Genomic DNA, 26,961 nt, shown 5'->3' on the forward strand with positions numbered 1-26,961 from the left:
AAGTGATGTCAACTAAAGTTGTGTGTCTTTATTCGAAAAAGCTGTCTATTCCGGTCGATTTGTATTCATAGAGGGTTCACCGGAGAGGAAAAGGAGACGTTATAAAATGGCGAAAAAACAGTCGGTTTCTCAGAAATCAATTGCTTATTTCTTTCTTAAATCCAAAGATGTGCATATGGAAAACGAATTGGCTCTGGTGACTTTATTTGCTAGGTTGGCACGTGAAGCTACTATTTTCAAAGCTGGAAAGACACAAATTCAAGTTGAAACATTTTGGGCAAAAATTGATGAGGTACAGATAGAGCATGCAAGTCAAAAAGTTATAAATATGCCGAATTGCATGCAGAAGTATGAAGTGTCTGAAAAAGTTTTTCAGCATTTGCTGCTGTTGTCCCAAAAATGTCCGCACGAACTTTATAGTATTACACCGTATTATTTAAAGATGAGTTGTGAGAGCTATCTTTCTTGGCAAGAGTTGGAAAAATCCTGTCAAGAGGGAGATTTGGATGAGAATGGCGCATATAACTAAGTGGTTCCATGAGCTACCCTGTTGTTCACCCAGACTTGTTACAACAGGTTATCTCCAAAAATGAATCGACAGGTGGCAAAAATACATCCAGTTTAAACTTTAAAGTAAGCAGCTGTAATTACTTCTTCTATTTTAAAAATTTATTCGAGCGTTGTGGGCTCTCTACTAAAAATAGTAGGACAAACCAGTACCGGGGTTTGTCCTACTATTTTTTACTGAAGCGGTTTTTTGAGGGTTGAGCAGATCAGGCAGTCGGTTGCTGCTCTTACCAAACTAGTTTTTGGCAGAAAAACGCTTTTTGAGCTCGATAAATTCGCCTTTAAATTTGGTCCGGTATTCCTCAACTTTGCTTTTGCGGTGCTCAGAACGTTCCTTCCGCATTTCTTTTCTTGCCAGCTCCTGAAGTTTGATTTCCACATTCCGTCCATGTTCTATCTCTTCTAGAATAGCACTGGCGCCGTATCGCACAATCTCTGCGTCAAATTGGTCCAAAACAATGTCATAAGATTTTTCGGGTAACTCATGGACGACTGCAACAATTGCCACGTCTCCTTCTTTCATACGCGAAGTCATCGAAAAAATAAGGTTTACTTCGTTTGAAGCCTGGTCTGTATCTCTCGTCACTGAACCGCTTCCAAATCCAAGCAGTATGCCAAGTGGCCACTTAAAATCCCGACAAGACCCCCAACAAGACCGCCTTCTAATGTATAATCCAAGGAACGTTTTCCTGTATCAAATCCATCCTCAATAATAATACGACGTTTTGATTTTTTGAATAAAGCGACTTGTGAAAGGGTAAACTGGTCAACGAAAGTATTGGGTTCTTTTAAATTTGAAAAAACCTGATAAGCATCACTTTCCACTTTAAAATAACTAATAATGACACTTTCCATGCTACTCATCCACTCCAATCCACTTTTCTTTGCATCATTAAAAGTATTCCTATTTTTCAGATAATTAATCTTTTAAGTTTGGTTTCTGCAGTTTATTATTAAAGCAACTGTTCCGAAGGCTAGGTTATGTTCAATAGCAATCGCAGGAAAAGACTTTAAGTGTATTGGCAGAAAGCATGGAGTGATGACGATACTAATTAATTGGAGAGGAATGATAAAATGAAGAAGAAAAGCTTGATTGTATACTACTCATGGATTGGCAGTACGGAAGTAGTTGCGAAAGAAATTCAACGACTTACACAATTTGATATTCAAAGAATTGTAGAAAAAAAGAATCGAAAGCTTGGTAATGTTGCAGGTGCAGCAATGGCAGCAGTCCTAGGTGTTAAAAGCAGTATAGAACCAATGGATTTTGCATTAAAAGAATATGAAAATGTATATCTTGGTGCTCAAGTCTGGGCAGGAAAGACAACACCCGCCGTTAATAAGTATTTAAAAAAAGCTTCTTTTAAAAATAAGAAAGTATGGTTATTTATCACAAAGAGTGATGAGAAAGTTCCTCGACAGGTTATAGATTCAATAACCAAAAGAATCAAGAAAAAAGGAGGAATGGTAGTGGATAGTATTTCTATCACGACCAAATGGGATCCAAAAACGAATATTCCTATTGCACTTGAGGAAGTTCAGGAACCGATTCAGGAATGGCTTCGAAAAAGCGGTGTTTTGAAAGAATAGTGAAAATTACTGACCAATTTCAGATAATATTGACGACATCATGAAGGCAATCTGTCTCCGGCAATTGGAACTACAACGTTAAGAGGCAGCTACCGTAATTTCAGAGGAAAGCAAATGTATTTAAAAGAAATAAAACTTATTCGGTAGTTTAAAAACTCGGAGTTGGGATTGGAGGAGCAGCAATGGTGGCCGGAGTAAAAGAAGAACTGCTCAATAAAACAATTGAAGAAATTGGCAAAAAAAAAGGTGTTTTTAGTGCAGTGCTTTGTGTCGAAAGCGGCGATGGCAGATTTTCATGGACTGGGACCGTTGGCGATATGCAAAGGGATAGCCGATATTTTATTGCCAGTGTGACAAAACTGTATGTGACGACGCTCGTCATATGCATGATAGAAAAAGAGGAAATTGAATTGGATGACAAAATATCAACATATTTGCCCCCAGAACTCATGGAAGGGCTGCATATTTTTAAAGGCATCGACTATTCCAATGAAATCACTATTAAGCATCTTATATCCAATACGTCAGGATTACCGGATTATTTTTTTTATAAACAAAGGGATGGAAAGACCTCTGTCTCTGAACTTCTGGAAGGAAAAGATGGATCCTGGCATTTGGAAAAAACAATAAAACTAGTAAAAGAGCTTACTCCTAATTTTGTGCCGGGAAAAAAAGGGAAAGCAAAATACTCCGATACCAACTATCAACTGCTGGGCAAAATTATTGAAATTGTTGCGGGCAAAGACATTGAGGAAGTGTTCCGTGAGTATATTTTTGATAAGCTCGATTTAACAAATACTTATGTGTTTAAAGACGAAACTGATATTCGGCCAGTTCCTTTCTATTACAAATCTGAAAAACTATGGCTTCCGAAGTACATGGCGTCAATCACACCTGAAGGCGGCATTGTTTCTACAGCTCAAGAGGCAATGATTTTTTTAAAAGCATTTTTTCATGGGCAGCTTTTTCCGAAGGAGAATATAGAAAGCTTAAAAAAGTGGAATTTGATATTGCCGCCACCCAGTATTTTTTTCTACGGTTTAGGTTTGGAGAAACTATTTATTCCAAGAATAATTTCTCCTTTCAAACCTATAACAGAGGTTTTAGGATTTTGGGGACAAACAGGTTCTTTTGCATGGTATAACCCGGATACCGACCTATACTTTACCGGTACTGCAAATCAAGTAAATGGTGCTTGTCCAAAAAATGATCTTGAAAATAATTAAATCTGGACTATCGAGTACGGGTTCTCAATTATAGAAAATCGCGTAAACTTGAATACGTTTAATGGTGGTCAAGTGTGTTTGCTATAACGGCATGGCCAGAAAACTTTATTGGTTCTTGTCGGCAAACCTTGCTTAAACCATACGTTCAAATACAAAGAAATAAGAGGACTTACAATCAAAAGTAAGTTCTTTTTTTTTCTAATTTTAATTCCGGCAATTTTGATGAATGAGAGAAAATATTGGAGTTTTCTTAAATTGTATTTCCTTATCTATTAGACAATGCAAAGTAAATTGATGAATATTTTCCGATACGACTATAACTTATTAAAAATTAATTTATGGTTACTTCTTGTATGAATAATGTCTAAGTATCTAATTTTCGATATATAAAATTGGATATTTTTGGTATGGTAATAATGTGGGAATAAATAGCTGCATTAAAATCTTTTCAAAAGAGGTGTTCATATTTTTTATCCATACAGCCTATACGTAGGAATACTAGTTGCTGTAGTTTATTGTTTCGTTTTGTGGAAGCTGTACCATTTAGGGAAGTACAGAATTTCTTTAGTTATCTATGGTGTCATTATGCACTCAGCTTTCTTGATTTCATTCGCTTGGATGATGAATTATTTTAGAACCACGGAAAGTCTTAATCGAGATTACTACGATGTATTGGCAATGGATCTAGTTACTTTTTATTTTTTGCTGATCGTTCCCTTTATTGTTGCTTTGTGCATTCATGTCTATATGGGTATTTAGACACTAGAAGTTACGAGAAACGCTAAAATCGGTATGCTGGTTTTGTTTATCGTCCTTTGTTTGGTGGTTTTTGTCTTAGGATATTATGCGCATTTCATTTTCTATTATGGATTTGCACCCTGATTTATTTATATAAAACAGCAAGTCGATACTTCTACGAAACGAAAAGTACATAGAATAATTTTAAAATTTGTTTTGAGGAGATGATTTTTTGATGCATAAAATTATAGTTTTAATGGGCATAATTACGATTTTTTTAGTAGTGTTCAAACTGGTTTCCCCTAGTTTTGAGCCTTTTAATGGTTTTATATTTGCGTGGGTAGGAATGGTTTTTATACTTCTTGGCGGTGAGCAATTCCAACAGAAAAACAAAATTTCAGGCATCGTGTTCGGAGCTGGGGGCATATTTTTAGTTTTGTTGGTCTTGGTGCAATAGATGAATAGTATAAAATTACATTACACGACTTTGCACTTCATCGAATTGAAATGAACAAAAAAAGACGCCTTTCTCGCAAAAACAGCTGAATCGAACTCTAGAGCTAAGGATGTAACCGATCAGGTAAAAAACCGTCTACTCAATTGTTAAGGCGGACTAGCATGAAGAAGTTTTGTTTGATCGTGCTTTTGCTTTTTTAAGCTGGCTGTGCGCAACAGGAAAAAATTCCTGTACCACTAGTAGAATCCATAGAATCAGAACTGTTTATGCTCAAAGTGATAATTCCCTCTGCCTTATTAGAAAAAGGAGACACGCTGAAAGTTTCCGGAACCCTTCCTTACTTGGAAGACGAATCTATAGAACTAGTAAACGCTATGCCTCCTATTCTCTTATCAGTAGCAAGGCAAGATGGCTGAACGAAAGACACTGCGATAACAATGCCAATGGTACAGGGAGATGTAATTACAATTGAAGCATCTTTAACGTTACCTGATCCAGAAACTTATTCGTTAAATACTGAAACTACTACACTGAGAGTGAATGACGAATATATCAAAGGGCAGGATATGAAAATTTAAAAGCGCCTGAGCAAAGAGTAAAAAATAGTTTTGAAGCAAGTTAAGTCTAAAACCTATAGAGATAACAGTAAAGTAAGAAGCGCCGATTGTACTTCTTCTTTTGTTATAGAACTGTAATCAAGGTTGAGGTTATGTTCCTGAACATCTTCAATGTCATCACTTATTCTTTCCATGACATGTTATAAGTAAAGATTGTTCCTTCGAAAAAATACTTGTACATTATTGCAATACGGGAGGGAGCGAGTAGTAATGGAGATAGCTTCTTTTAAAAAGTTGCTGTTTATTTCTTTGTTGATTTTTGGTGTAAGTGGATGTGGTTCTGGATCTTCTGAAGTGGTAGGGCCGAAAAACAACGAACCAGTCAATCAAAAAGAAAACTTTCGTCTCGAAATTTTTAATACGGAAAATGATGTTGAAAATGTTAATGCTTCAATTACTTACACTGGAGAGAATAAAGAAATCGATGTTTATCATGGAGGAAATCATGTCATCTACTTCAAATATTACAAAGACGGTGAAATATTGAACACAGGGGCAAGATCCGACATGAGAAGCAAGACCACTCTTATACGAAACCAACCATTAGTATTAGATTTTGATGAAAGTAACTTAGTAGAACTTGAACCCGACAGATTTGAAATAGAAGCGATAGCGGCATTTGGAGTTGGTAAAGATATAGCAGAGGAAGTTGAATATGAACTTTCTGTCTCAAGTCCCTTGACGCTTTTTGATTGATGCAAATCCATTTTTTCAACATTCCGTCTATCGTATACAAGGAGGCAATAAGAATGAAAAAAGCTTTTGTATTGGCTTGCATGATGCTTTTATTGGCTGCATGTGGAAGAGAAGAAGAACCGATTAATGCCAAAGAACCGCTCGAAGAGCCTGCCTCCGGTGATCAGGAGAAGTCAGCACCAAGCAGAGAAGAGCAGGGAACGATGGTAAGCGGTCGTGAAATTCTTGTGGCACTTGAACAAACTTCAGAACCGGTAAAGCGGGAAGAAGCAGCTGCAGCAGTAAAGGAAACACCTGATTTCAAGGAAGGTTATTTAGGGGATCCGACAGAAGAACTGGCAGAGGACATGGCTGTTCAGCAGATTGAGGCGGAAGCGGTCTATCGAGCTGTTGAGGAAATATACGGAGGGCATACTGAATTTGAGAAAATAGGTGAAATTTTTTATGAAAATCAGACCTTCGGTGCAAGTCACTCGGGTATCTGGGTTGGCATCAAAAATCCCGATGAGCGGATCGACAAGTTCGCAGAAACCTTGCAAAAGCAAGTTGACGCCGGCGAAATTTTAGCGGAACCAATTTATATTTACAAGATTGCCCATACCCGTGCCGATTTGGATAACTTAATGTATCAAGCATCAAAGAAAGTAAAGCCGTTGGCGGAAGCACACCCAAATCCAAATTCTGTTTCCTATTCTATTTCAGCAGATACCATAACGGGAGCAATCGAAATTGGGCATAACTTTCTAACAGAAAGTCAAATTAAGGACCTAAAAAATGCGTTTTCAGATCGCGAAGTTATTATCGAACAGGAAGGTACAATGGTCCCCTTACCAAGCGAGCCGACAGTTAAATACCCTGAATCTATAGTCACGGCTGAGCCTTCCGATGAAGGTTACTATATTGTCAGCCTTGAGGATGACCGCTTCCTTGCAGTTGAAGCTGCGTCACAAGACTTCGGTGAAACTGGAGGGCAAGATGAATTCTATTCAGCCATCGATTTTGCTTTTGAGGATGATAAGCAGCTGTTGGGAATCGGGCAGCGAGTAAACGTAGAGGCATCTGGGGAAATTTTGGAATCTTATCCCGGACAAGGGCGGGCCATACTCGTAGAAGTTCTGCCTACATATCAGCCCGATTCAGCTGATTTGACGGAAGCTGAAGTGGTGAAAGAGGCGCTGGAAAAAATTAATCAAGAGGAATTCGACGTTCCTGCTATTCGATCAGTCTCTTACAATGCAAAACAAGATAATTGGACCGTCACATTTAAGTCATGGGATCAAAAAATCGAAAAAATCATAAAAGACATAAAATAAATTAATGGAAAGAAACCAAATATTAGGAGGACAAGATGAATTATATTCAAGAAATGCGGCAATTAATCGGTTCAAATACATTGATGACCATTGGCTGTGGAATTATTCTCGAAAAAGATGGACAAATTTTACTTCAACATCGTAAAGATAATGATGTATGGGGGATCCCGGGAGGCGTTATGGAGCCCGGCGAAACTTTCATGGAAGCAGCTTTACGTGAAACTTGGGAAGAGACTGGATTAAAGGCAGAAAACCTAAGTTTATTTGGGCTCTACTCCGGAAGTGAAGGATACGCAGAATACCAAAACGGCGATAAGGTTTTTAGTGTTCAAGTCATTTTTCACACAACAAGTTTTGCGGGAAAACTAATTCAAGATGCACTGGAAAGTCTGGAACATCAATTCTTCTCGCGTGACAACTTGCCACATTTAAATTCTCATCAAGACAGATTTATTTTAGACTGGGTAAATAACTCGAATCTCCCAGTCATAAAATAAAGAGCCTGAAAGTAACTCGTTGATCATTAAATTATATTTAACTTTCATATGTTTTTTACAATGTTTGAATTGCAGAATGTAATAAGAATGAGCAACTAAAGCTAAAGTGAATGGGGTGTCATAGGTTATAAGTTGAAGGGAATTGGGTATAGCCTTTATAATTTGGTGGTTTTTATAAACTATTCTGAAAAGGAGATTACGCATATGAAATTTCAGTGGCTCGTGTTGCTCGCATTTTTGTTTGCCGTGATGATCACCATTTTCGCAGTTGTCAATGTGGATGATGTACCAGTCAATTTTATTTTTGGTGAAGCAGAATGGCCCCTCGTCCTGGTGATTCTTGTGTCTGCTCTACTGGGGGTGATGTTAAGCGGAGCGGTGGCCCTTGTCAAAATTTTTTCGTTGCAGAAGAACATACGGGCTCTTCAAAAAGGAAAGCCGATCAAAGAGAAAAAATAACCGTTCTCTCTTATTTTTCTTCAATGCTGAAATGTGACCAGTTTTTAAAAACTGCAAACTGGGTTAAAAACAATTGAGATCTTTACAAGCAATATTAAAAGAGAGAGAGGGCTGAAAAAGCTTTTTCTCTTTTTTCTCGTGGTTCTCCAAAAAAAGATTTCAAAAAAAGAACATTCCTAACGTTTAATATGTATAATAAGAACAGGTGTTCTTATAAAGAGGAGTGAAGGGAATGGAACAAAAAAGCAATACGGTCAGAAAGACTGGTAGAAAGCGAACGCGATGGGATGGTCTGTTTGTATCTGAGCATGCATGGGATTTCCATCATGATCCCCAACCAATGCTAACGGCCAATGAACAAGGTGCAGTGATTGATATGCTCATCGTAGCCTGCGAGCGCAAGTGCCCGGTATTTATCCAATCTTGGCAAGACCGGCATTTTCACTATCACCATTGCACGATTAGCAAACTGGACCATCGGCAGTGGACCATCACCTATAAAGATTCGTTTGGCGAATGGCAACTTGCAATCCGAATGATTACTTCAGTATATATGCTTGACTAAGCAAAAATCTCTTTAGATCAACCATACATAATACAAAAGCCCCGCTAGTTTTCATATGAAAACTAGCGGGACAAATAGAGTTAACTTATCCTTGCTGCGTATGATACATTTCTTCAAAAGGCTGCACAACGACAAAACCGCTGCCTGAAAACTTCATTTGCACCGATTCGCCGCTTCCTCTGCCAAACAAGCTTTTCAGTTGAATATCCGTCACGAAATCCGGTTCTAAATTGCCGGACCATGCTACAGTTGCGTTTGGGTCCGTGTATACAGGGCGCTCAGGAGTGACGAGCAAGGTAAGCGGTTCATAATGTGAGGTGAAAGCGACAAGGCCTTGTCCTTCCAAGCGGACATTGAACAAACCGCCAGCCATCATCCCAGCGACACGGCGCATAAGTTTAATGTCCCAATCGAGACCGTCCTGAAAAGCGAGCAAGTCATTGCCGTTAATAAAAATGCTCTCGCCTTCCAAATCCAGAATGGTAATTTTCTTGCCTTTGTCTGCTACATACAGCTTTCCATTGCCATCGGCTTTCATCAATTGTGCGCCTTCTCCACTAAAAGCTTTTTTGACGAATTTACCCAAACCGTGCTCAAGCATGCCTTCTCGTTCAAACTTGATGCTTCCTTCATAAGAAATCATTGAGCCGGCTTTTGCCCAAACAAGGCCATTCAAGTTCACTTCCAACAATCGATCCGTCTCGAGCTCGAAGAATTCACGTGCACTTTCATCTTGTTTTGTTTTTTGTACAAATTGATGGATCGAGTATTTTGACATTACCAATTCCTCCTTTAGGTGAATACTAGTGTATACGTATAGCAGGTGAGATAGTTCCACTAAAGTGGTTTTGTATTTGTTTCTGAAAAAAGGTATTTTTCATTTTAACTAGAATTAATCTAGAGTAGAACGAACAATGGATGGAGGTACATATGTATGGATTACAAGAAAGAAGGATTTATCCCTGTAAGAGGGGGAAACATATGGTATCAAATTAGCGGTGACGGCCCCGGCATTCCGCTATTGATTTTGCACGGGGGGCCAGGAGCAAAAAGCAGCGCCAATGATCCGCTCCGCCAATTGGGACTGGAACGTCCGGTGATCCACTATGACCAGCTTGGATGCGGCAAATCGGATCGGCCGACAAATACGGAACTTTGGACAGTAGATCGCTATGTGGAAGAACTGGAACAAGTTATCCAGGCGCTGGGATTGGAAGATGTTCACATTCTCGGGCATTCGTGGGGCACGATGCTGGCTGCTTCGTTCTTGTTTAAAAAACCTAAAGGTGTTCGCAGTATTGTTTTCTCAGGACCGGCTTTAGATGCGCAAAGATGGGAGCAGGACCAGCGGAATTATTTGAAGCAATTCCCCGAGGAAATCCAGAATACGATTGAAAGAAGCGAGCGAGAAGAAACGACGGATTCTGCAGAATATCAACAAGCAATGATGGCTTATTATAAAAAGCATATGTGTCGTGTTAATCCATGGACTAAAGAAATGGAAGAAGACTTGGAAGGCATGAACTCGCAAATTTATAATTTTATGTGGGGTGCTTCCGAATTTACCGTTACCGGTACATTAAAAAACTTCGATGCGACCGGACGCTTGCATGAAATTGAAATTCCAGCTCTTTTTTCATGCGGACGCTTTGACGAAGCGACTCCCGAAGCTACAGAGTATTATGCAGGATTGGTTTCAGGTGCCGAATTTCATGTGTTTGAAAACAGTTCCCACATGCCAGGGGTAGAAGAGCCCGAAGCATATGTAGAGATGGTACGTGAATGGCTGAATCGCCAAGATATGCGACCGGGTGCATAACCATATCTCATTAACACTTTTTATGGATAGCTGAAGTCTCAGCAGAACAAAGTTCAAAAAAGCTGTGGTATCATAATAAAAGCATAAGTTGCAGTGTACCAAAAACCGCTCTGATTCGAAAAGAGCGGTTTTTGTATAGAAAAAAGTTGAAAGCTGACCATAGATTAAAGGGGAGATCGGCATGAATCAATACAATTGGCAAGAAGCAGCAGATGCGCTTGCACAAGTTTCTGTAACAGCAAGCCCTAATAATGAGCCGGTGGCCATACGCGGTGCAGCAGAAGGGTTTCGTTGTATTGGGGTGGGCACGGATGCAGCCGTATTTCAGTCTGAAGCAGCACCGCAGTATGCATTTAAAGTGTATGCGGATGGCAAGCAGGACAAGTTGGAAGCTGAAGCTGAAGTCTACGCTCAAATTGGATCGTCGCCTTATTTTTCAAGTTGTTTCGGCAAAGATGAGCGGATGCTCGTGTTAAAGTTTGAAGAAGGCCCGACCTTGTTTGATTGCTTGCTGCAAGGGATCGATGTGCCAGAGCAAGCGATAGCAGATGTTGAAAACGCGCGGGATTACATTCGGGAAATTGGTTTGAACCCGAGAGACATTCATTTAAAAAACATCATTTTGCAAAGTGGACGCGCAAAACTATTGGATGTGTCAGAATACATCAAGCCAGGCAATGATTTTCGTTGGGAGCATTTAAAGAAAGCGTATGAGGAATACTATTCACTGATCGACGGAAAGCCAGTGCCTTTTTGGCTGCTCGATACAATCCGCAAGTGGTACCATCATTGGAACCGTTATTCTTCTTCGTTTGATGAATTCATGCGTGTTGTTTCCAAACAAATGAATTACCGGAAATAAAACTAGTTTGAGTTGATGGTTTGAAGACGAGGATTGAGGAGTTGTGGATTTCAACTCATACATGCTTTTCTTCTGCTCAAACTGTTTATAGTAATTAGAAAAATTGGTAATATTTAATTGACAACGCTTTCACATATGAATATACTAGGCATAAGTTAATAACTTGTGGGGAGATTTAGAGACACATTAAGTACTTTGGGATTGCTCCAAAGGTATTTGGTGTGTCTTTTTTCGTTGCAAGGAATTGAACAGAGAGGAGAAATTAAATAATTGGAGATTGGATAATGAGCAATGCCAAGGCTTTTAACTTATAGAAAAAGGGGATTACTATGAAGAATATGAAGAAGATACTTGTGTTGTTGATTGTATCATTGGTATTGGTGTTAGTTGGCAGTGCAGTTGCTGCTCATTTTAATAGTGCAGGCGGAGACGTCGATGTGACAAGAATTTACTTTGACACAGAGCGTGGCGAACTGTCAGGGCTGCTTTATAAACCAGAAGGTGCAGACTCTGATGCGAGACCAACGATCGTTGCAACACACGGCTATTTAAATTCTGCGGAAATGCAGGATGCGCAAGCAATTGAAATGTCCAAACGGGGCTATGTGGTGTTGGCGCTTGACCAATACGACCACGGGCATTCAACAGGAACGATGGAAAAGCCAGTTCCTTTCTTCTCGTTCTGGCCGCAAGCCATTTACGATGCGGTGGAATACATGTATGACCAGGATTACGTGTTGAAAGATGCAGAAGGCAACGGAATAATTGCGGTGTCGGGCCATTCGATGGGTGGATTCTCCTCCACGCATGCAGTAATGCTGGATGAAATCGATTTCCAAAGTGCAGGCATTCGCAAAATTCACAGTTCATTGACGATGGGGTCCGATTACCAATGGCTGAAAACATTGGGTTACGCCGATGAAGATATTAATGCTTCATATGGACCGCGGATGTCCGGAAAAATTGCAGGCGTCTATGACGAGTTTTTCTTTGATGCAGAAGCATCAGCGATCGGCCAATCGGTCGTGAAAAAAGATTATGTCAGCACGCCAGAGGGCCTTGGGTTTCTTGGGGGATTGGAATCGGCACAAGCGGGTGAGTTTTACGAAGTGGAGGGTGCGCAGCGCATAATTTACCAGCCGAATGAAACGCATCCATGGAACCATTTCTCAGAACAATCAACTGAGTATGCGATCGATTTTTATGATGCTGCTTTTGCAGATTATGGAGATTTGGTTGCTATCGGAGAAGATGGCCAAACATGGGTATGGAAAGAATGGTTCTCATTCTTAGCATTGATCGGCTTTTTCTTGCTGTTCATTCCGGTTATCAACCTACTGACAAAATTGCCATTTTTCAACTGGGTATACACAGAACGGCCAGCAGCCTTGTCTGCACCAAAAACCCAGGGAGCCAAACTGGCAGGGTATATTTTACTGATTGTGGGCGCACTGTACCCAGCCCTATTCTTTACAGCACTTTACAGCGGTGATGCAACCGGCATGACATTGCTTCGCCAAATCAGCATGATCACAATTGGGTTGTCTGCATTGATCTTCATCTTCGGATTGGTGAAAAATTCCAGCAAATCCGTGAAAACGGGATCTGGGCTAATTCTCGGATTGAGCATTGTGCAATACATTTACCTTCGCGAACAAGAACGCGTTTTTGCTACCACCGAATGGTTTGGTGCAGCGACAGTTAACCCGATTGTCTTCTGGGCAATTAATGTGTCGATTGTCACATTGATGATTTTGATTGGCTACCACTTTGTTGCGAAAAAAGAAGAAGGCGCAAGGTTTGCGAATTACGGATTGAAAGCAAATGTGAAAACCATTGTTTCTGCTTTTGCTACAGCGGTAGTCGCAGTCGTCATTGGATACGGCTTGCTTTATGCAATTGATGCCGTATTTAAAGTCGATTTCCGCCTTTGGACGCTGGCAGTGAAAACGTTTGAAGATCAGCACGTCTGGGCTCTTCTGCGTTATGCACCATTGTTCTTTATCTACTATTTCATCGTTGGTCTTTCGGTGAATGTTAACACAGCAAGCAATGCATACGATGGATGGAAAGGGTATGGAATTTCAATTCTTCACTTTATTGGCGGACTTGTTCTGTATCTGACTTACCATTACGGATTGCTTTTCTTGACAGGAACAGGCGGCTATCCTGCGGAGTCCTTGTCATCGATTATTGTTATCGGACTGGTTCCAATTCTTTTGGTAGCAGCGATTTACAATCGCTATTTCTTCAGAAAAACGGGGAATGTCTACGTAGGAGCATTTTTGAACACGATTTTGATGACGCTGATTACGTTAGCAAATACTGTTCTTTACACAATTCTTTAATTGATGTGAGCCCAATGGAACAAAATTGATTTTATTTTTACACCACCAGTCAGATCGAACTTAGCAAGAGAAAATAACTCTTTGCCTGGACGTAGGCAAAGAGTTATTTTAGTTGCGGGAATCCAGTTCCACTTCTTTGGTCCGGCCGCGGTACCAATGGCGGAAAGTCCCGGCTAAGTCAGTCGGCACATCTTTTAGGTAAGACATGTGGACCGGTCGTGCGCGCGTGACGGTTTGGAGAGAATTCAAGCCAAGCCTGCGTTGCAGCCGCGTTTGCGTGATTTCGACTTCGACAATTTTCTCGCGTTTTGTAACGAATAGCGTAGAGGTAAAACCACCATCTTTCAGCTGAATCAGTTCATCGTTCAGACAATAGCGAGTGTGCAAAAAATCCAGTACGCGAGATGCTAAAATGAATGCTAACAGGAAACTGGAGGCGATCCACCAAGTGCCTGCGATTCCTAAAAAATCGGGTCTGAAGTATGCCAGAATGGCAGTAAGAATCAACCATGCCCAGCTCGGCTTAAGCAGGCGGACCCACAGCGCCCGGCGTGGCAGCCGCTGCATATGTTCTTGGATGCGGTAACCCGGCAGCAGTTCAGAGACCAGTGCATAGGCTTTATTCTTTGGTAAAAAAGGATAAAGAGAGCTGATATTCAAGTCTTCCGAATTCATGGACAGGCTTCCGGCACTGATCAGTTTCACTTCAGCCAACCCAAGAATCCGTTTGGTAAACGATTGTTTGATTTCAATCGCTTGAACACGTTCTTTAGCGATTGAAAAAGACGCTTCCGATAATACACCTTTCTTAATATAAATTCGCTGGCGATCGGAAGAGATTTCGTATTTCCCGTACTTGATAAACGAGTGGAGCAGACCAAAAATAAAAGAGGCAAGGAGCATCAGTCCAATTGCCGAGGCAATGATCCAAGGTGATCCCATTAAAGAAGCCGCGATGCCGCTTAGCCGCTCTTCAAGTCCAATGAATTCAGAGATATTGTAATAAAGTGAAGCAAGCAGTGGAATGAGCAGCAAGAAGCTAAAGGATGTTAAGGATGCTTTAACTAAATCTCGGCGTGTCGGTTGAAAATGGACAGTCCGTTCTTCGACATTACTGTATCTGGCTTGTGCCGGTTCGGCTGCTGCATCGACCACATCGGTATGGTTGTGTTCTTCTGCTGGCTCAGATCTTTTTTGTATCTGCACAGCCGTTTCCAGCCGCAGCGCTTCATTTTTTGATGCCACTTCGAATTTGACTGACGCATCTTCTCCGGCAATTCCGGTTTCAAAACGGATGGATGTCAAACCGAGTAGGCGATGTGGAAAGGAAGTATGCCGGTTGATGTTTTGTACTTTCGAAAATGGAATCGATTGGTCAGTTTTGCTGAAAATACCACGCCGCAGATAAAAACGCTCTTCATCTAGCGCATATGTGGTAGTCAACCAAGTCAAAACAGCAGATACGACAGACCATAGAATATACAGCATGAAAGCATAACGGCCGTAAACAAAAAGTGAAGAGGGGTTGCCAGCTTGAAAAACGAACAACACCAGAAAAATAAAAATTGAATTTCGGATCAACCTGCCGATTTTAAAAAGGATGAGCGCTGGGTGATGGCGTTGGGCAGCACTCATTGTTCCACTTCCTTGATTTTGGCAAATTGAGCGATGCGCTCCCGGAGTTCGGTCGCTTTTTCTTTTGGCAAAGCCGGGATTGCATGGCTTGAACCCATGGTTTCCACTGACAGGGAAGCTAAGTTATACTTTCGCATCAATGGGCCTTGCGTTAATGAAACTGCCTGGATTTTTGTCATCGGAATCAATTGTTCTGTTCGGCTCCAGATGCCAAATTGCAGATGCAAAAACTCTTCATCCAAATCATAGCGCCAGTTTTTAAATGTGAGTGGGGGGCTAAGTACTGACCAAATTAAACCGATGAGAAAGAAAATTGTCAAACCGATCAGAATCCAGCCAATCCAACTGTACCAGTCGAAGCGCAAATCCAGATAAAACAACACTGCCAGCACAACAAACGCAATTAAATTGGAAATTAGTTCATCCATACGCCAATATTTCACGGCATTGGGTGAGAGAGAGTGCCTTGGAGCGGCATCATGAGCAGTCACTTGGTGAACACCACCATTTCTGTAAGGTAGTATTATATACGTACTTCCAGAACTAAAGTTTCAATGAGAAATTAGGGAGATGTCTAAACTAAGTAGGGCATCAGGTTAACTAGTGGTTGATAGCTGAAAATGGAGTGGACAAAAAAGGTCCGAAAGTCCTGATTAAAGGGCTTTCGGACCGCTTTTATTTACTCAATAAGTTGAACCGTAATGTCCCCATAATCTGACCTCAAATCAACCGAGTGACGGCCATTTCCAAAAACATTATTAGTGTTTTGAGAGCCAAATACCGAAATTGTTCCCCAATCAACTTCTGCTTGGATAGTCGTGTTTTTCGGTTTATTCTGTGCATCGAGCACAATAGATCCGCTGCCAGTTTCCAGTTTGATGTTTCGATCAAGAGTGTTTGTCAACAAGTGAATACGGCCGTTATCGGTTTTTGCACGGATATTCCCTTCGACTTTTCTCATGATAATGGCACCATTGTCTGATCGGACATCTAATTTTTGAGTTTGAACATTTTGTATTTTTACTTGTCCGTTATCTGTCTCGGCTCTTAATTCATTTGCTAAAATCGACTTTAGCGAAATTTCTCCGTTGCCTGACTGAAATTCTGCATCATCTGCATTTATCTGAGAAAAATCGATACGGCCATTATCGGTCATCACCTGAAGTTCAGCGCATTGGAGGGCACTGCCTGTAATACGGCCATGATCGGAAGAAATTAAAATCTTGTCGTAACGTTTTGTTGGTAGCTCGACATTGAGTGTTGGAGACTTCAAACTGCCCGTGAAGCTGAAGAGGCCCCATTTTCTTTCTTCTTTTAATAAGATGACCAGTGTCCGGTTCGTAATATCCACAACCCACTGCTGGCGATAACTTCTATTTATGACATCAGCATGCATTTTTCCATCTTTGGAAGGAGAGAGGTGCAAGATGCCATTTTCTATTTGGATATCGATCGTATCAAACTGATCTTCTGTCAGTTCGAAGGAGGTGGGAGCAACATTTGTTTGTTGATAATTAAAAGACTCGTTCAGCTCTCTGGCAATCGCTTCTGGAGTACCAAGTTCAGCGGCGATTTCACTATCCGTTTTCCCGTCAATTTGACCATTTGCAAAATACTCCTGAATGTCCTGCAAAATATCCATTCGCTCTGCTTGTGGCAGTGACGACAAGGCAGACTCAAGTTCTAGCAAAAATTGCTTTTCAGTCATTTTGCACACCCTCTTCAATTAGTAGATTGACTCCTTCTACAAAACTGGTCCATTCTTCAAGTTGCAGCTCAAGGTAGATTCTGCCTTGAGCTGTAAGCGAGTAATACTTTCTAGGCGGCCCTTCCTTCGATTCTTGTAAATAAGTTGTGAAATAGCCATCCTTGGTTAACCGGCGGAGAAGCGGGTAGACTGCACCTTCTGATATTTTAATACGGCTGGAAATTTTCTGGACAAGTTCATACCCATAGCGATCTTGTTTATCCAATAGTACAAGAACGCATAAATTAAGTGCACCTTTTTTAAATTGGATATTCAAAAAGAACAACTCCTTTTATTGCTATTATTTTATAAACAGTAGTGGTTAATAAATAGTATACTCTTCAGTAATGTTTAATTCAATAAACTAGAGTTATTTTTTGTCTGATTATTCCGAAATTTATTCAAGTAATTATAAAAAGAAGTTATAAGTAAAAAAATTTATACTTTTCTTTATTTTAAAAAAATATTGCAGTTTATATAACCTTATTATATGAAGTAGTTATTGTTGTAGTAACATCTCAAACTGTTTCAGACGGACAAGGTGTTAAATAAATTAAGTATATAAGAAAAGCTTATTTTTTTCTGAATAAAAAGAATATTTTAAAACTATTTACATATTAAGGTCGATATTATAGTCTTAAATTATTAAATCAGCGATTATTATTAATGGTATAAATACTTATTTGGGTAATTAGAATTAATTATTTTTAGAATTTCTTATACTAGTTAAATTTGATTTTTATTTCTGAAATATTAGATAATTTTAAATATCTATTTCCAAAACTGCGTTCCATGTTTTAGTTTTAAAACTCAAAGGAGTGGTTGGAGTGATTGCATTAGATTCGTTGGCGCATAAGGCAGTGGCCATAGGAAAGTTCTTTGATGCTGAAGTTGCTATTTTTCCAGATGCTTTGCGGCTTCAAAAAAAACGATCGGTCATCGTGCGAAGGAGGCCTGATATTCAAGTTAGCATGACCATGAACCTGAACGTATCTTTTGAAATAATTGACGATGAGCGTAAAACAGTGAATAATGCAGTAGTTTATCTGCTTCCTGAGGAACTTTCAGTTTTTACTAACGCGCTTGTCCGACATCCCATACTTCTCCCTATAAGTTATTCTCAGCAGCTATCTATGGAACGTGGGATGTATTGCCTTCAATTGACTTCAAAAGAATCTCCGGAAAACTTTGCTGAACGTCTTTCAAAGGCGATTGGTGTGCTCGAATAAACAACAACAAGACTCATACGAATGATGGGTCTAAAAAGGGAGAGATAACATCGAACAGATAGAGCAATTGCGTTCAGAATTGGTTAGCTACTTTTTTCTCAGATCCAAAAATGTTCACCATGAAAATGAATTTGTTTTCATCACATTTTTTGCGCGACTGACCAGAGAAATATCTTTCATGGAAAAAGGGAAACTTTACACCAAAGTGCAGACGGTATGGGTGGATATAGATGAAAAGATGCTTGAACATACATCTGATAAGGCGAGGGCATTGCCAAACTGCGTGGAACGGTATGAACTTACAGAGGATGTTTTCCATAGCCTATGCCAGGTGTCTGGTAGCTGCCCAAGCGAACTTTTTTATATCATCCCGTATCACCAAAAATCAACACATGAAACGATTAAATCACCAATTCCCTTGTACTCGAGCACCAAAGAATTTTAACTCCAGTAAACGCATGTTTTAGAAGGAACAATACTAAGGAGGATGATTTAGATGGCTGCAGTAATAAAGGAAGAAAAAAGAATCGCCCCTGTAAAAACATATTTGGAAAGGTACCAAGAATATCTGGGTGGTTACAAGCAATACAAAGCCACTAAAGCAGTTCCACGCACCATGCAAAAAAATACAAGTACGAAGAAATAACAGCGATATGGTACTGAAAAGCGCCGCATCCCAAAACCACGATGGTTTAAGGATGCGGCGCTTTTCAGTTTGTATTAACGTAAAAACGCCCCGCAGGACGTTTCTGTTTATCTGCTGCGTATTTTAGACAACAGGCGAAGAATTTCGAGGTAAAGCCAGACCAATGTCACAAGCAGTCCAAAAGCGCCATACCATTCAAAGTATTTAGGGACTTGTTTCGCCGCTGCGTTCTCGATAAAGTCAAAATCCAAAACCAAATTCAATGCAGCTATAATGACGATTACAACGCTGATGCCGATACCCAAAGGTGTTGATTCATGCAGATGGGGGATTTCAAAGCCGAAAAATCCGCCGACAAAAGATATTAGGTATACAAGGAAAATAGCGCCTGTCGCCGCAGCAATGCCGATTCTGAAATTCTGTGTTACTTTGATCAGTCCCGACTTATAAACCAGCAACAAACTCAGCAAAACGCCGATCGTAATCAGTACAGCCTGAAAAACAATGCCGCCATATTGAGCTTCGTACTGGGCGGATACAGCCCCGAGAAACAGTCCTTGAAGCAATGCATAAACAGGTGCTGTAAAAGGTGAAACTTTGGGTACAAAGACGGTAACAAGACCAATTACAAGACCGCCGATAGCTCCTACTAAAATTAGCGGCAATACGCTATTGGGGCTAGTCACAAACTGGTTCCAGGAATAGACAAAAGTCACCAACAGCAGCAACAGTAAAATGAATGTTTTGTTTACTGTCCCTTGAATGGTCATCTTTCGGCCAGCATCAGACTCTTTGAAATTTTGAAACGCTTCAGCTTTTAAACTTGGATTTCCACTTCTCATTTTCTCACCTCACAAAATAATTGGAGCAGATCAATTATATCCTTATATCCTGCAGAAATACATATTTCACGAACAAAGCATTTAGTAAAATTGAAAATTCAATTGAAATTATAAATTAGTACCTAATACTAATAGTTGATGTTAGAATTAGGTGTAGACTTTAAAAGGAGGCGATTCGCATAACTACTTCAAAAGCCAGAATCACAGCTATCGGTTCCTATGTACCTGAAAAGAAGCTGACAAATCACCATTTAGAAGAATTAGTCGATACAAATGATGAATGGATTATTCAACGGACTGGAATAAAAGAACGGCGGATAGCTTCAGACACTGAATTTACAAGCGATATCAGCATAAAAGCTGTTAAAAATTTGAGAGATCGCTACGAGAAGTCATTAGATGACGTTGACATGATTATTGTTTGTACGATGACACCTGATTTTAAAACGCCAAGTGTCTCGGCTCTGGTTCAAGCAAAGTTGGGGATAACTAATACCGGTGCGATTGATTTAAACGCAGCGTGTTCTGGATTTGCGTATGGTCTGCACATGGCAAATGGCTTGATCACTTCCGGTTTAAACAAGAAAATACTGGTCATCGGCGCAGAAACATTTTCCAAAATTCTTGACTATAGCGACCGTTCAACTTGCATTCTGTTTGGTGACGGTGGAGGAGCAGTTTTGGTAGAATACGACGAAGAAAAGCCTAGTTTTATTGAATCGCACATGGGAACAAATGGAGAACTGGCGCACAATCTCTACTGTACCGATCTTTCCACTCAACTGTTTGGCAACGAATTGGCCGTTAACGGATTCGTTACTCAAAATGGGCGCGAGGTGTACAAATGGGCAGTCAATACCGTTCCCAAAGGAATGAAAGCTCTCATGAAAAAAGCAGGATTCGAAAAAGATGATGTAGATTGGTTTGTTCCACATAGTGCCAATCTGCGCATCATTGAATCAATTTGCAACAGAAACGAACTTCCGCTTGAACGGACGATCTACAGCTTAGAGTATTACGGAAATACATCTGCGGCCTCTATTCCTTTATCCTTGGACCAAGGAGTAAGAGAGGGCAAAATCAAACCGGATGACAAGCTGCTGTTATACGGTTTCGGCGGGGGCCTAACGCACGCAGGAATGCTCATCAACTGGTCGATTTAATTTTCATTGAGATTTTGAACTATTAAATTAGACCACATAACACCTCTACTGGCGGCTCTGTTAGCCGCATGAAGTAGAGGTGTTTTCAGTTCCATTTACAAACTGGACGGAAACAAGCAAACAGATTCATTTTCTCAATTTACCCGATTTTTAGATATCTCGAAGCTGAGGCAAATAGTTTGTATTTGGGGCCAGACAGCCGTAGAATTAGACTCATCAACAAGTTCTCGACGCTTAAGCTCAGCAATATGCCCTGATTAAAAGGGAGGATCTTGTTGTAAAAATTCACTTATATTTTGGGAGATGACGTTTGTCAACGGCTTTTTAGGGAAAAGTGAGTTATGAAGTTAAAAGCTGATTTTATTTCACATGAATGAACGATAAATAATACAAAGAAGGTGCATAGATATGGTTACAAATAAAGCGATTTTGAAAACAAGTGATTGGGTTAAAGGCAAATCCCGCCACGACGAACTGATCATCGGTTTCATTGATTCCATGAATGTCCTTAAGGAAGCTGTGAATGTGACTGTGGTGGAAAGCGATAACGAAGAAATGATCGGCATGACTATTCCGATGCTAGTGAACCAAGTAGAAAGCATTCCAGAATCACATACAAAAGATGCAGCTCAATTAGGCTTTTTGATTGATCTGGCGCTTGCGACAGATGACAAAGAATGGTTCCAAGAACTGTCTGCCCAATTAAATGAAAAAAAAGAAGCAGTCAACTAAGTTCAAGTCATGATTTGAGAAGATGATAGAGCATCTTTTTCCGCCAAAGTGTGGGGAGGGATGCTTTTTTTTTTTTTGCAATTAAACGAAAGGTATAACAAACAGTGCTTTGAGCTGATTGCAGAAAAAGGCAATTGCATTTCGGATTAAACAATACAATTTTAAAAAAACTGAATATTCTTTCTTTTAATTAGAACAAATGTTTGGTATAATAGGTCATATGAAAAATCAGAAGCGCAGGAATGTGTCGGTGACTCGACAGACAAGTAAAATTAGTTGTTGATGCAAAATTGTTTTGTAACTTGTCGTCTGCGGCAATGCTTTTATCTTTTCGATCCTGGGTCAGGGTGAAAAAGTCCTGCTAGTTGAAAAATGTCTTTAAGTTACTGCTGTCAAAACGGGTTTGTTTAATCGATGCGGGGAAAATCTGTTTTTATTTATCCATAAACCCATAGAAAAAGGTGAGGATATTGAGACAAGACAAACAGTTCTCTACAAGTGAAGGATTGGCGATTGAAGCGAAGGGATTGGTAAAGGTTTTCGGAAAAGAACATGCAGTGGATGGCGTCGATCTGGCCATTCCAAAAGGCACAGTCTATGGCTTTTTAGGTCCCAATGGAGCAGGGAAAACGACAACGATCCGAATTCTTGCGACACTTCTTCCAGCGGATGCGGGCAGTGCCCAAATTTTTGGCCATGACTTGGCTTCCGACGGCGCTGCGATCAGGAAGCGCATCAGCCTTACGGGGCAATATGCGTCGATTGATGAAGATCTGACTGGCATCGAAAACTTGATGTTGATTGCGAGATTGATGGGATATACACGCAAGCAGGCAAAGGCGAGAGCAGAAGAATTACTTGTGGCATTTGGGCTTGATCATGCAGCTAAACGGCAAGTTAAAAAATATTCAGGCGGCATGCGCCGTCGCATCGATATTGCTGCAAGCATCGTGGTCACGCCAGACCTGTTGTTTTTGGATGAGCCGACAAGCGGTCTTGATCCGCGCAGCCGCAACCAGGTTTGGGACATTATTCGTGCATTGGTTCGGACCGGGACGACAGTATTGCTGACTACCCAATACTTGGAAGAAGCAGATCAGCTGGCGGACCGTATAGGGGTTATCCAGCGCGGCAAAATTATTGCAGAAGGTACTAGCAGTGAATTGAAAGCATCGGTTGGACGCGGTACCTTAAGTGTCCAGCTCGTGCATGCGGAAGACCAACAACGAGCCATTGATATACTTGAAGATTATTTGGATGGAACAGTTCACCTTGGGTCTGATTCCACATCGCTGACCGCACAGGCAGACGATTCTGCGCGTGTGGCGGAAGCTTTGAGAGAATTTGCACGACGTGATATCAAAGTCAGTGATTTTGCCCTGGGGCGCCCAAGCCTTGACGAAGTATTCCTGACCTTGACCGGACACGCAGCCGAACAGCAACAAGATTCCGAGGAGGAGATCTTATGACTGTACAACAGCGAACAAGAGAAACGACGATTGCAACGGGCAGCATAGATGAAAGTACCGATGAACGTCTGCTGCAAGCCATTGCTTCAGGCAATCGACCGGAGCCGCCAAGTGGCTGGTCTTCGTCAATGGCATTTGCTTCACGTGCCCTATTGCGGATTAAACATGTTCCTGAACAGATGTTTGATGTTACCTTGTTTCCGATCATTTTCCTTTTGATGTTCACTTACTTATTTGGTGGAGCTATAGCGGGTTCAACCAGTGACTATCTTCAATTTCTGTTGCCGGGTATTCTGGTTATGACAGTTGCACAAATTACGATGTATACAGGCATTGATTTGAACAACGACATACGAAAAGGCATTTTTGACCGTTTTCGAACTTTGCCAATTTGGTTGCCATCAGCATTGATTGGAGCTTTGCTGGTTGATGTGGTTCGCTATACGATGGCTTCCGGAGTAATGGTGCTGCTCGGCTTGATGCTTGGTTTTCGGCCGGAAGGCGGCTTAGTCGGGGTATTGCTGGCCATAGCCTTAGTGTTGGTGTTTTCGTTTAGCTTATCGTGGATTTGGACAACTCTTGGATTAGTTGTGCGTTCTGAAAAGTCGTTGATGATGATGAGTTTCTTGGTAATGATGCCACTGACTTTTATTAGCAATGTCTTTGTAGATCCAGCAACGCTGCCAACCTGGCTGCAAGGCTTTGTTAATGTTAATCCTATTTCTACACTGGCGACTGCGGTCCGAGGATTTATGCATGGCATGGGTACATGGCAGCAAGTGGCCAATGTGCTACTGGTATCTGCCATTATGACCGCAATTTTTGCCCCGTTGACAATGTATCTGTACCGCAATAAAAAATAAGCAAAGAGCAATGCGAAACGAAGGCATAGCATATTTTATATCATGTAAATAAAACCTGGCAGCCCTTAAAAGGCTCCAGGTTTTATTTGCGGTGTCCGTCAGTATTTGACCTTCACTGATTTTTAATTTATGATTTTTTGCTTGTCAGGCGTCCGAGTAGAAATGCTCCAGCAATGGCGCCGATTGCTGTGTTGGTTTTTTTAGTGAATACTTGTTTCACAACCAAGTTCAGGTTTTGCGGGCGTTCAGCCAGTCTGCGCATAAAGTACCCGTACCAATCGGTGCCGAATGGGATGTACGTACAGAAGTTATAGCCTTGTTCTGCAAGGTCTACTTGCATTTCTTTGCGGAAGCCGTACAGCATCTGAAATTCAAACTTTTCCTTTGGAATGTTGTGGTCAACGACAAATTGTTTTACATGTGCAATGACATTGTGGTCATGTGTTGCGATAGATGTGAACTTGCCATTTACTAAATGATACTCAATCAATTCAATAAAGTTGGCATCGATTTTTTCTTTGCTTTGGTAGGCGACAGTTTCCGGCTCTTTGTAGGCACCTTTTACGATACGGAGGCGGTAATCGCTGTATTTTTTAATGTCATCTTCTGCTCGAATGAAATACGATTGAATAACGGTGCCAATATTATCATAGTCTTTTGACAGCTCATCCATCAAATCAAAGGAAGGCTGCAAACGTGCATAATTTTCCATATCAAAATTGATGAAAATATTATGCTCAGAAGCCTTAGCGACAATTTCCTTAATGTTTTCCAGGCAAAAATCGTAATCAATGTCCAAGCCCAGTTGTGAAGGCTTTAATGAAATATGAGCGTCCACTTGGTGGGTGTGGATAGCGTCCACTACCCCTAAAATTTGGTTTTTCGCTTCCAACGCTTCTGCTTTGTCATGGACAAATTCACCGAGGTTGTCGATGGTGCAGCTGATGCCTTGCGCATTCAATTCTTTGATGCTTCCGATGGCTTCTTCGATGTTGGTTCCTGCTACGACACTGTGCGCACCAAGTTTAAATCCGTAACTTTGAGCTGCTTTATTTAAAAGTTGGTTTTCTGAAAGATGCATGAAAAAATTTTTAACGATCATTTTTATTGCCCCAATCTTCTCTGAATTTTATACTGGACAAGTTGTAAAAAAATGGAACGAGCCAATTCTGCTATGAAATAAAATTATAGCGCAAAATATTTTTGCATTAATAATTATCCCTATCTATAATAATGCAAAAAAAATACGTATTTTGCAATCTTTATTTTCAGTATTTTGCTATTAATGAAATTTTCGATAAGGAATCGCTCTGAAAGTGACCATTAAGTGTACAGCTGTTTAAAATAACATTCTTTGGTAAACTAATCTCAAAGAGGAAATTTGACGCCTAGGGAAGGATGAAGAAGATGGGGACGACTTACTTGTTCGAATCGGAACGCCTTGGCTTCCGTCGCTGGGAGCAACGGGACCGCAGTCTGTTTGCAGCTATGTCAATAGATGTAGACGTGATGGAGTATTTTCCGAAGCTATTGAACGAAGATGAAGCAGGTCAGTTAATTGATCGCTTTGAAACGCATATGACCGATAAAGCTTATACGATGTGGGCGGTAGAAAAGAAAGATGATGCGACATTTATTGGCTTTATTGGGATGTTGGAAATTACTATGCCGATTCTTGGGAAAGGGCATGCAGAAATTGGTTGGCGCCTGGACAAGCAGTTTTGGAAAAAAGGCTACGCGGTCGAAGGTGCACGGGCTTGTCTTGCTTATGCATTCGGACCATTGAACATGACAGAAATTTATTCATTTACAGCGGCCATCAATAAACCTTCTCAAACCGTTATGAAAAGAATCGGTATGCACAAGGTGGAAGACTTTGATCACCCAAAACTGGATGTGGACAGTCCTTTGAAAAAACATGTACTTTATAAAATTGGCAGGGAGCATGGGGAAAACGAATAAGCTAGGAGGTGGAAGATGAAAAAACAAGTGTTGGAGACATTCAATAAACTGGCAGGCGTGTATGAACAGATGGAAAATAATAATAATCTCTATAATACTCAATACGAAAGGCCAGCTATGATGCAGCTAGTCCCGACTGAACTGGCTGGCTTGCAAGTGCTGGATGCTGGATGTGCGGCTGGTTGGTATACAAAGCAACTAGCTGACAAAGGAGCACGAGTGACAGCGGTAGATATGAGCCCGAAAATGGTAGGTGCCACCCAAAAGCGACTTGGTGAAAGAGTGGAAGTTTTGCGTTTGGACCTGGAACAGCCGCTGCCATTTAAAGATGAACAGTATGATTTGATTGTCAGTTCATTAACGCTGCATTATTTGAAGGACTGGCCGTCAGTTTTTGCAGAATTTAACCGGATTTTAAAACCCGGCGGCAGTTTCTTATTGTCGATTCATCATCCGTTGACAGATCTGAAGCTGTTGAATGGAGCCCAGTATTTTTCTACGGAGCTGATTATCGACAAGTGGGAAAAAGCAGGAAAGACTTACGAAGTTCCATTTTATCGCCGTTCCTTAAGCGAAGTCTTCACTTCCTTATTGGCTCACTTTACAATTGAAAGCGTCACTGAACCCCAACCGACTGCTTTATTCAAGGAGTTGGCGCCAGATCAATACGATCGATTAATGAAGAGTCCAAACTTCCTGATCTTAAAAGTGCAGAAAAATTAATCCGTTTAAAAATCTACCCGATTTTCCGCTGTACAAAGTTCCGGAAATTGCTGCTTTGCAGTTGAATGGGGTGCATGGTCTCAACAACAGACGGAAGAATCTGGCGGAGCTGATTGAAGAAAAGGAACATGCCTAGACATCCGAAAACCGGCAACACCCATTTGGATCGGGTTGCCGGTTTTTTGCAGCTTTTTCG

29 protein-coding genes are annotated in these 26,961 nt (G+C 40.7%); 20 read left to right on the forward strand and 9 right to left on the reverse strand.

Going from position 1 to position 26,961, the window contains the following annotated elements; translation table 11 throughout:
* The first annotated feature begins 106 nt into the window (after nucleotides 1–106).
* Nucleotides 107–529 carry a hypothetical protein gene (locus AC4EHK_RS08130; protein ID WP_490978294.1) on the forward strand — a complete coding sequence of 141 codons (423 nt, stop codon included), beginning with the start codon at nucleotides 107–109 and terminating at the stop codon, nucleotides 527–529.
* A gap of 273 nt (nucleotides 530–802) precedes the next feature.
* Here AC4EHK_RS08130 and AC4EHK_RS08135 read toward each other — a convergent pair whose 3' ends face one another.
* Nucleotides 803–1,153, reverse strand: coding sequence for a hypothetical protein (locus AC4EHK_RS08135; protein WP_490978295.1), 351 nt, complete (start codon nucleotides 1,151–1,153; stop codon nucleotides 803–805).
* On the reverse strand, nucleotides 1,150–1,422 hold the full coding sequence (locus tag AC4EHK_RS08140; RefSeq protein ID WP_490978296.1) for a hypothetical protein: 273 nt from the start codon (nucleotides 1,420–1,422) through the stop codon (nucleotides 1,150–1,152). Before AC4EHK_RS08140 ends, AC4EHK_RS08135 begins: the two co-directional genes overlap by 4 nt.
* Before the next feature lie 219 nt (nucleotides 1,423–1,641).
* Between AC4EHK_RS08140 and AC4EHK_RS08145 the strand changes: the two genes are divergently transcribed.
* The 8 genes from AC4EHK_RS08145 to AC4EHK_RS08180 all read left to right on the forward strand — a co-directional run bounded on the left by AC4EHK_RS08145 (nucleotide 1,642) and on the right by AC4EHK_RS08180 (nucleotide 8,725).
* Nucleotides 1,642–2,157, forward strand: coding sequence for a flavodoxin family protein (locus AC4EHK_RS08145; RefSeq protein WP_490978297.1), 516 nt, complete (start codon nucleotides 1,642–1,644; stop codon nucleotides 2,155–2,157).
* A gap of 182 nt (nucleotides 2,158–2,339) precedes the next feature.
* A complete protein-coding gene (locus AC4EHK_RS08150; RefSeq protein ID WP_490978298.1) occupies nucleotides 2,340–3,383 on the forward strand; it encodes a serine hydrolase domain-containing protein in 1,044 nt (347 codons plus the stop codon).
* 970 nt (nucleotides 3,384–4,353) lie between these two features.
* Nucleotides 4,354–4,578 carry a hypothetical protein gene (locus AC4EHK_RS08155; RefSeq protein ID WP_490978299.1) on the forward strand — a complete coding sequence of 75 codons (225 nt, stop codon included), beginning with the start codon at nucleotides 4,354–4,356 and terminating at the stop codon, nucleotides 4,576–4,578.
* A gap of 827 nt (nucleotides 4,579–5,405) precedes the next feature.
* Nucleotides 5,406–5,891 carry a hypothetical protein gene (locus tag AC4EHK_RS08160; RefSeq protein WP_490978300.1) on the forward strand — a complete coding sequence of 162 codons (486 nt, stop codon included), beginning with the start codon at nucleotides 5,406–5,408 and terminating at the stop codon, nucleotides 5,889–5,891.
* 53 nt (nucleotides 5,892–5,944) lie between these two features.
* Nucleotides 5,945–7,204, forward strand: a complete 1,260-nt coding sequence (locus AC4EHK_RS08165; RefSeq protein ID WP_490978301.1) for a DUF3221 domain-containing protein — start codon at nucleotides 5,945–5,947, stop codon at nucleotides 7,202–7,204.
* A gap of 35 nt (nucleotides 7,205–7,239) precedes the next feature.
* Nucleotides 7,240–7,701, forward strand: coding sequence for an NUDIX hydrolase (locus tag AC4EHK_RS08170; protein ID WP_490978302.1), 462 nt, complete (start codon nucleotides 7,240–7,242; stop codon nucleotides 7,699–7,701).
* Between the two features lie 204 nt (nucleotides 7,702–7,905).
* On the forward strand, nucleotides 7,906–8,160 hold the full coding sequence (locus tag AC4EHK_RS08175) for a lipopolysaccharide assembly protein LapA domain-containing protein (protein WP_490978303.1): 255 nt from the start codon (nucleotides 7,906–7,908) through the stop codon (nucleotides 8,158–8,160).
* A gap of 232 nt (nucleotides 8,161–8,392) precedes the next feature.
* Nucleotides 8,393–8,725, forward strand: coding sequence for a hypothetical protein (locus AC4EHK_RS08180; protein ID WP_490978304.1), 333 nt, complete (start codon nucleotides 8,393–8,395; stop codon nucleotides 8,723–8,725).
* 85 nt (nucleotides 8,726–8,810) lie between these two features.
* Here AC4EHK_RS08180 and AC4EHK_RS08185 read toward each other — a convergent pair whose 3' ends face one another.
* Nucleotides 8,811–9,503, reverse strand: a complete 693-nt coding sequence (locus AC4EHK_RS08185) for an AIM24 family protein (protein WP_490978305.1) — start codon at nucleotides 9,501–9,503, stop codon at nucleotides 8,811–8,813.
* A 156-nt stretch (nucleotides 9,504–9,659) separates the two neighbouring features.
* On the opposite strand from AC4EHK_RS08185, the gene AC4EHK_RS08190 reads away from it, so the two are divergent.
* From AC4EHK_RS08190 to AC4EHK_RS08200, 3 genes are all read left to right on the forward strand, one after another.
* Nucleotides 9,660–10,544, forward strand: a complete 885-nt coding sequence (locus AC4EHK_RS08190; RefSeq protein WP_490978306.1) for a proline iminopeptidase-family hydrolase — start codon at nucleotides 9,660–9,662, stop codon at nucleotides 10,542–10,544.
* A gap of 181 nt (nucleotides 10,545–10,725) precedes the next feature.
* Nucleotides 10,726–11,406: a protein kinase family protein gene (locus AC4EHK_RS08195; protein WP_490978307.1), complete on the forward strand. Its 681-nt coding sequence runs from the start codon at nucleotides 10,726–10,728 to the stop codon at nucleotides 11,404–11,406.
* A 338-nt stretch (nucleotides 11,407–11,744) separates the two neighbouring features.
* Nucleotides 11,745–13,754 carry an alpha/beta fold hydrolase gene (locus AC4EHK_RS08200; protein ID WP_490978308.1) on the forward strand — a complete coding sequence of 670 codons (2,010 nt, stop codon included), beginning with the start codon at nucleotides 11,745–11,747 and terminating at the stop codon, nucleotides 13,752–13,754.
* Between the two features lie 108 nt (nucleotides 13,755–13,862).
* Here the strand turns inward: AC4EHK_RS08200 and AC4EHK_RS08205 are convergent, their stop codons facing one another.
* From AC4EHK_RS08205 to AC4EHK_RS08220, 4 genes are all read right to left on the reverse strand, one after another.
* On the reverse strand, nucleotides 13,863–15,389 hold the full coding sequence (locus tag AC4EHK_RS08205) for a PH domain-containing protein (RefSeq protein WP_490978309.1): 1,527 nt from the start codon (nucleotides 15,387–15,389) through the stop codon (nucleotides 13,863–13,865).
* On the reverse strand, nucleotides 15,386–15,817 hold the full coding sequence (locus tag AC4EHK_RS08210; protein ID WP_490978944.1) for a PH domain-containing protein: 432 nt from the start codon (nucleotides 15,815–15,817) through the stop codon (nucleotides 15,386–15,388). Before AC4EHK_RS08210 ends, AC4EHK_RS08205 begins: the two co-directional genes overlap by 4 nt.
* Before the next feature lie 251 nt (nucleotides 15,818–16,068).
* On the reverse strand, nucleotides 16,069–17,097 hold the full coding sequence (locus AC4EHK_RS08215; RefSeq protein WP_490978310.1) for a DUF4097 family beta strand repeat-containing protein: 1,029 nt from the start codon (nucleotides 17,095–17,097) through the stop codon (nucleotides 16,069–16,071).
* On the reverse strand, nucleotides 17,090–17,413 hold the full coding sequence (locus AC4EHK_RS08220) for a PadR family transcriptional regulator (RefSeq protein ID WP_490978311.1): 324 nt from the start codon (nucleotides 17,411–17,413) through the stop codon (nucleotides 17,090–17,092). Before AC4EHK_RS08220 ends, AC4EHK_RS08215 begins: the two co-directional genes overlap by 8 nt.
* Before the next feature lie 550 nt (nucleotides 17,414–17,963).
* Between AC4EHK_RS08220 and AC4EHK_RS08225 the strand changes: the two genes are divergently transcribed.
* Both AC4EHK_RS08225 and AC4EHK_RS08230 read left to right on the forward strand, forming a co-directional pair.
* Nucleotides 17,964–18,365, forward strand: coding sequence for a hypothetical protein (locus AC4EHK_RS08225; RefSeq protein ID WP_490978312.1), 402 nt, complete (start codon nucleotides 17,964–17,966; stop codon nucleotides 18,363–18,365).
* A 496-nt stretch (nucleotides 18,366–18,861) separates the two neighbouring features.
* A complete protein-coding gene (locus AC4EHK_RS08230) occupies nucleotides 18,862–19,011 on the forward strand; it encodes a hypothetical protein (RefSeq protein ID WP_490978313.1) in 150 nt (49 codons plus the stop codon).
* A gap of 107 nt (nucleotides 19,012–19,118) precedes the next feature.
* Here the strand turns inward: AC4EHK_RS08230 and AC4EHK_RS08235 are convergent, their stop codons facing one another.
* On the reverse strand, nucleotides 19,119–19,853 hold the full coding sequence (locus AC4EHK_RS08235) for a Bax inhibitor-1/YccA family protein (RefSeq protein WP_490978314.1): 735 nt from the start codon (nucleotides 19,851–19,853) through the stop codon (nucleotides 19,119–19,121).
* A 179-nt stretch (nucleotides 19,854–20,032) separates the two neighbouring features.
* Between AC4EHK_RS08235 and AC4EHK_RS08240 the strand changes: the two genes are divergently transcribed.
* The 4 genes from AC4EHK_RS08240 to AC4EHK_RS08255 all read left to right on the forward strand — a co-directional run bounded on the left by AC4EHK_RS08240 (nucleotide 20,033) and on the right by AC4EHK_RS08255 (nucleotide 24,080).
* Entirely contained in the window at nucleotides 20,033–21,016 is a 984-nt protein-coding gene (locus AC4EHK_RS08240; RefSeq protein WP_490978945.1) for a ketoacyl-ACP synthase III, read from the forward strand.
* Nucleotides 21,017–21,424: 408 nt separating this feature from the next.
* Nucleotides 21,425–21,748: an IDEAL domain-containing protein gene (locus tag AC4EHK_RS08245; protein WP_490978315.1), complete on the forward strand. Its 324-nt coding sequence runs from the start codon at nucleotides 21,425–21,427 to the stop codon at nucleotides 21,746–21,748.
* Between the two features lie 470 nt (nucleotides 21,749–22,218).
* Nucleotides 22,219–23,217 carry an ATP-binding cassette domain-containing protein gene (locus AC4EHK_RS08250; RefSeq protein WP_490978316.1) on the forward strand — a complete coding sequence of 333 codons (999 nt, stop codon included), beginning with the start codon at nucleotides 22,219–22,221 and terminating at the stop codon, nucleotides 23,215–23,217.
* Nucleotides 23,214–24,080, forward strand: coding sequence for an ABC transporter permease (locus tag AC4EHK_RS08255; RefSeq protein WP_490978317.1), 867 nt, complete (start codon nucleotides 23,214–23,216; stop codon nucleotides 24,078–24,080). Before AC4EHK_RS08250 ends, AC4EHK_RS08255 begins: the two co-directional genes overlap by 4 nt.
* 127 nt (nucleotides 24,081–24,207) lie before the next feature.
* Here the strand turns inward: AC4EHK_RS08255 and AC4EHK_RS08260 are convergent, their stop codons facing one another.
* Nucleotides 24,208–25,182 (reverse strand): proline dehydrogenase family protein, encoded by a 975-nt coding sequence (locus AC4EHK_RS08260; protein ID WP_490978318.1) that lies wholly within the window; start codon nucleotides 25,180–25,182, stop codon nucleotides 24,208–24,210.
* 305 nt (nucleotides 25,183–25,487) lie between these two features.
* Between AC4EHK_RS08260 and AC4EHK_RS08265 the strand changes: the two genes are divergently transcribed.
* Both AC4EHK_RS08265 and AC4EHK_RS08270 read left to right on the forward strand, forming a co-directional pair.
* The gene (locus tag AC4EHK_RS08265; protein ID WP_490978319.1) at nucleotides 25,488–26,042 is read left to right on the forward strand and encodes a GNAT family N-acetyltransferase; all 555 of its coding nucleotides are present in this window, start codon (nucleotides 25,488–25,490) and stop codon (nucleotides 26,040–26,042) included.
* 15 nt (nucleotides 26,043–26,057) lie between these two features.
* On the forward strand, nucleotides 26,058–26,765 hold the full coding sequence (locus AC4EHK_RS08270) for a class I SAM-dependent methyltransferase (protein WP_490978320.1): 708 nt from the start codon (nucleotides 26,058–26,060) through the stop codon (nucleotides 26,763–26,765).
* Nucleotides 26,766–26,961 lie beyond the last annotated feature (196 nt).

It is taken from the genome of Planococcus sp. TJ-307 (assembly GCF_058268435.1).

Bases quoted from the DNA above. Each gene is read 5' to 3' on its own strand.
- AC4EHK_RS08260 (WP_490978318.1), bottom strand. From the start codon at position 25,182: ATGATCGTTAAAAATTTTTTCATGCATCTTTCAGAAAACCAACTTTTA.
- AC4EHK_RS08170 (WP_490978302.1), top strand. From the start codon at position 7,240: ATGAATTATATTCAAGAAATGCGGCAATTAATCGGTTCAAATACATTG.
- AC4EHK_RS08215 (WP_490978310.1), bottom strand. From the start codon at position 17,097: ATGACTGAAAAGCAATTTTTGCTAGAACTTGAGTCTGCCTTGTCGTCA.
- AC4EHK_RS08270 (WP_490978320.1), top strand. From the start codon at position 26,058: ATGAAAAAACAAGTGTTGGAGACATTCAATAAACTGGCAGGCGTGTAT.
- AC4EHK_RS08235 (WP_490978314.1), bottom strand. From the start codon at position 19,853: ATGAGAAGTGGAAATCCAAGTTTAAAAGCTGAAGCGTTTCAAAATTTC.
- AC4EHK_RS08175 (WP_490978303.1), top strand. From the start codon at position 7,906: ATGAAATTTCAGTGGCTCGTGTTGCTCGCATTTTTGTTTGCCGTGATG.
- AC4EHK_RS08160 (WP_490978300.1), top strand. From the start codon at position 5,406: ATGGAGATAGCTTCTTTTAAAAAGTTGCTGTTTATTTCTTTGTTGATT.
- AC4EHK_RS08200 (WP_490978308.1), top strand. From the start codon at position 11,745: ATGAAGAAGATACTTGTGTTGTTGATTGTATCATTGGTATTGGTGTTA.
- AC4EHK_RS08245 (WP_490978315.1), top strand. From the start codon at position 21,425: ATGGTTACAAATAAAGCGATTTTGAAAACAAGTGATTGGGTTAAAGGC.
- AC4EHK_RS08195 (WP_490978307.1), top strand. From the start codon at position 10,726: ATGAATCAATACAATTGGCAAGAAGCAGCAGATGCGCTTGCACAAGTT.
- AC4EHK_RS08265 (WP_490978319.1), top strand. From the start codon at position 25,488: ATGGGGACGACTTACTTGTTCGAATCGGAACGCCTTGGCTTCCGTCGC.
- AC4EHK_RS08205 (WP_490978309.1), bottom strand. From the start codon at position 15,389: ATGAGTGCTGCCCAACGCCATCACCCAGCGCTCATCCTTTTTAAAATC.
- AC4EHK_RS08145 (WP_490978297.1), top strand. From the start codon at position 1,642: ATGAAGAAGAAAAGCTTGATTGTATACTACTCATGGATTGGCAGTACG.
- AC4EHK_RS08130 (WP_490978294.1), top strand. From the start codon at position 107: ATGGCGAAAAAACAGTCGGTTTCTCAGAAATCAATTGCTTATTTCTTT.
- AC4EHK_RS08190 (WP_490978306.1), top strand. From the start codon at position 9,660: ATGGATTACAAGAAAGAAGGATTTATCCCTGTAAGAGGGGGAAACATA.
- AC4EHK_RS08230 (WP_490978313.1), top strand. From the start codon at position 18,862: ATGGCTGCAGTAATAAAGGAAGAAAAAAGAATCGCCCCTGTAAAAACA.
- AC4EHK_RS08210 (WP_490978944.1), bottom strand. From the start codon at position 15,817: ATGGATGAACTAATTTCCAATTTAATTGCGTTTGTTGTGCTGGCAGTG.
- AC4EHK_RS08140 (WP_490978296.1), bottom strand. From the start codon at position 1,422: ATGGAAAGTGTCATTATTAGTTATTTTAAAGTGGAAAGTGATGCTTAT.
- AC4EHK_RS08165 (WP_490978301.1), top strand. From the start codon at position 5,945: ATGAAAAAAGCTTTTGTATTGGCTTGCATGATGCTTTTATTGGCTGCA.
- AC4EHK_RS08185 (WP_490978305.1), bottom strand. From the start codon at position 9,503: ATGTCAAAATACTCGATCCATCAATTTGTACAAAAAACAAAACAAGAT.
- AC4EHK_RS08180 (WP_490978304.1), top strand. From the start codon at position 8,393: ATGGAACAAAAAAGCAATACGGTCAGAAAGACTGGTAGAAAGCGAACG.
- AC4EHK_RS08150 (WP_490978298.1), top strand. From the start codon at position 2,340: ATGGTGGCCGGAGTAAAAGAAGAACTGCTCAATAAAACAATTGAAGAA.
- AC4EHK_RS08255 (WP_490978317.1), top strand. From the start codon at position 23,214: ATGACTGTACAACAGCGAACAAGAGAAACGACGATTGCAACGGGCAGC.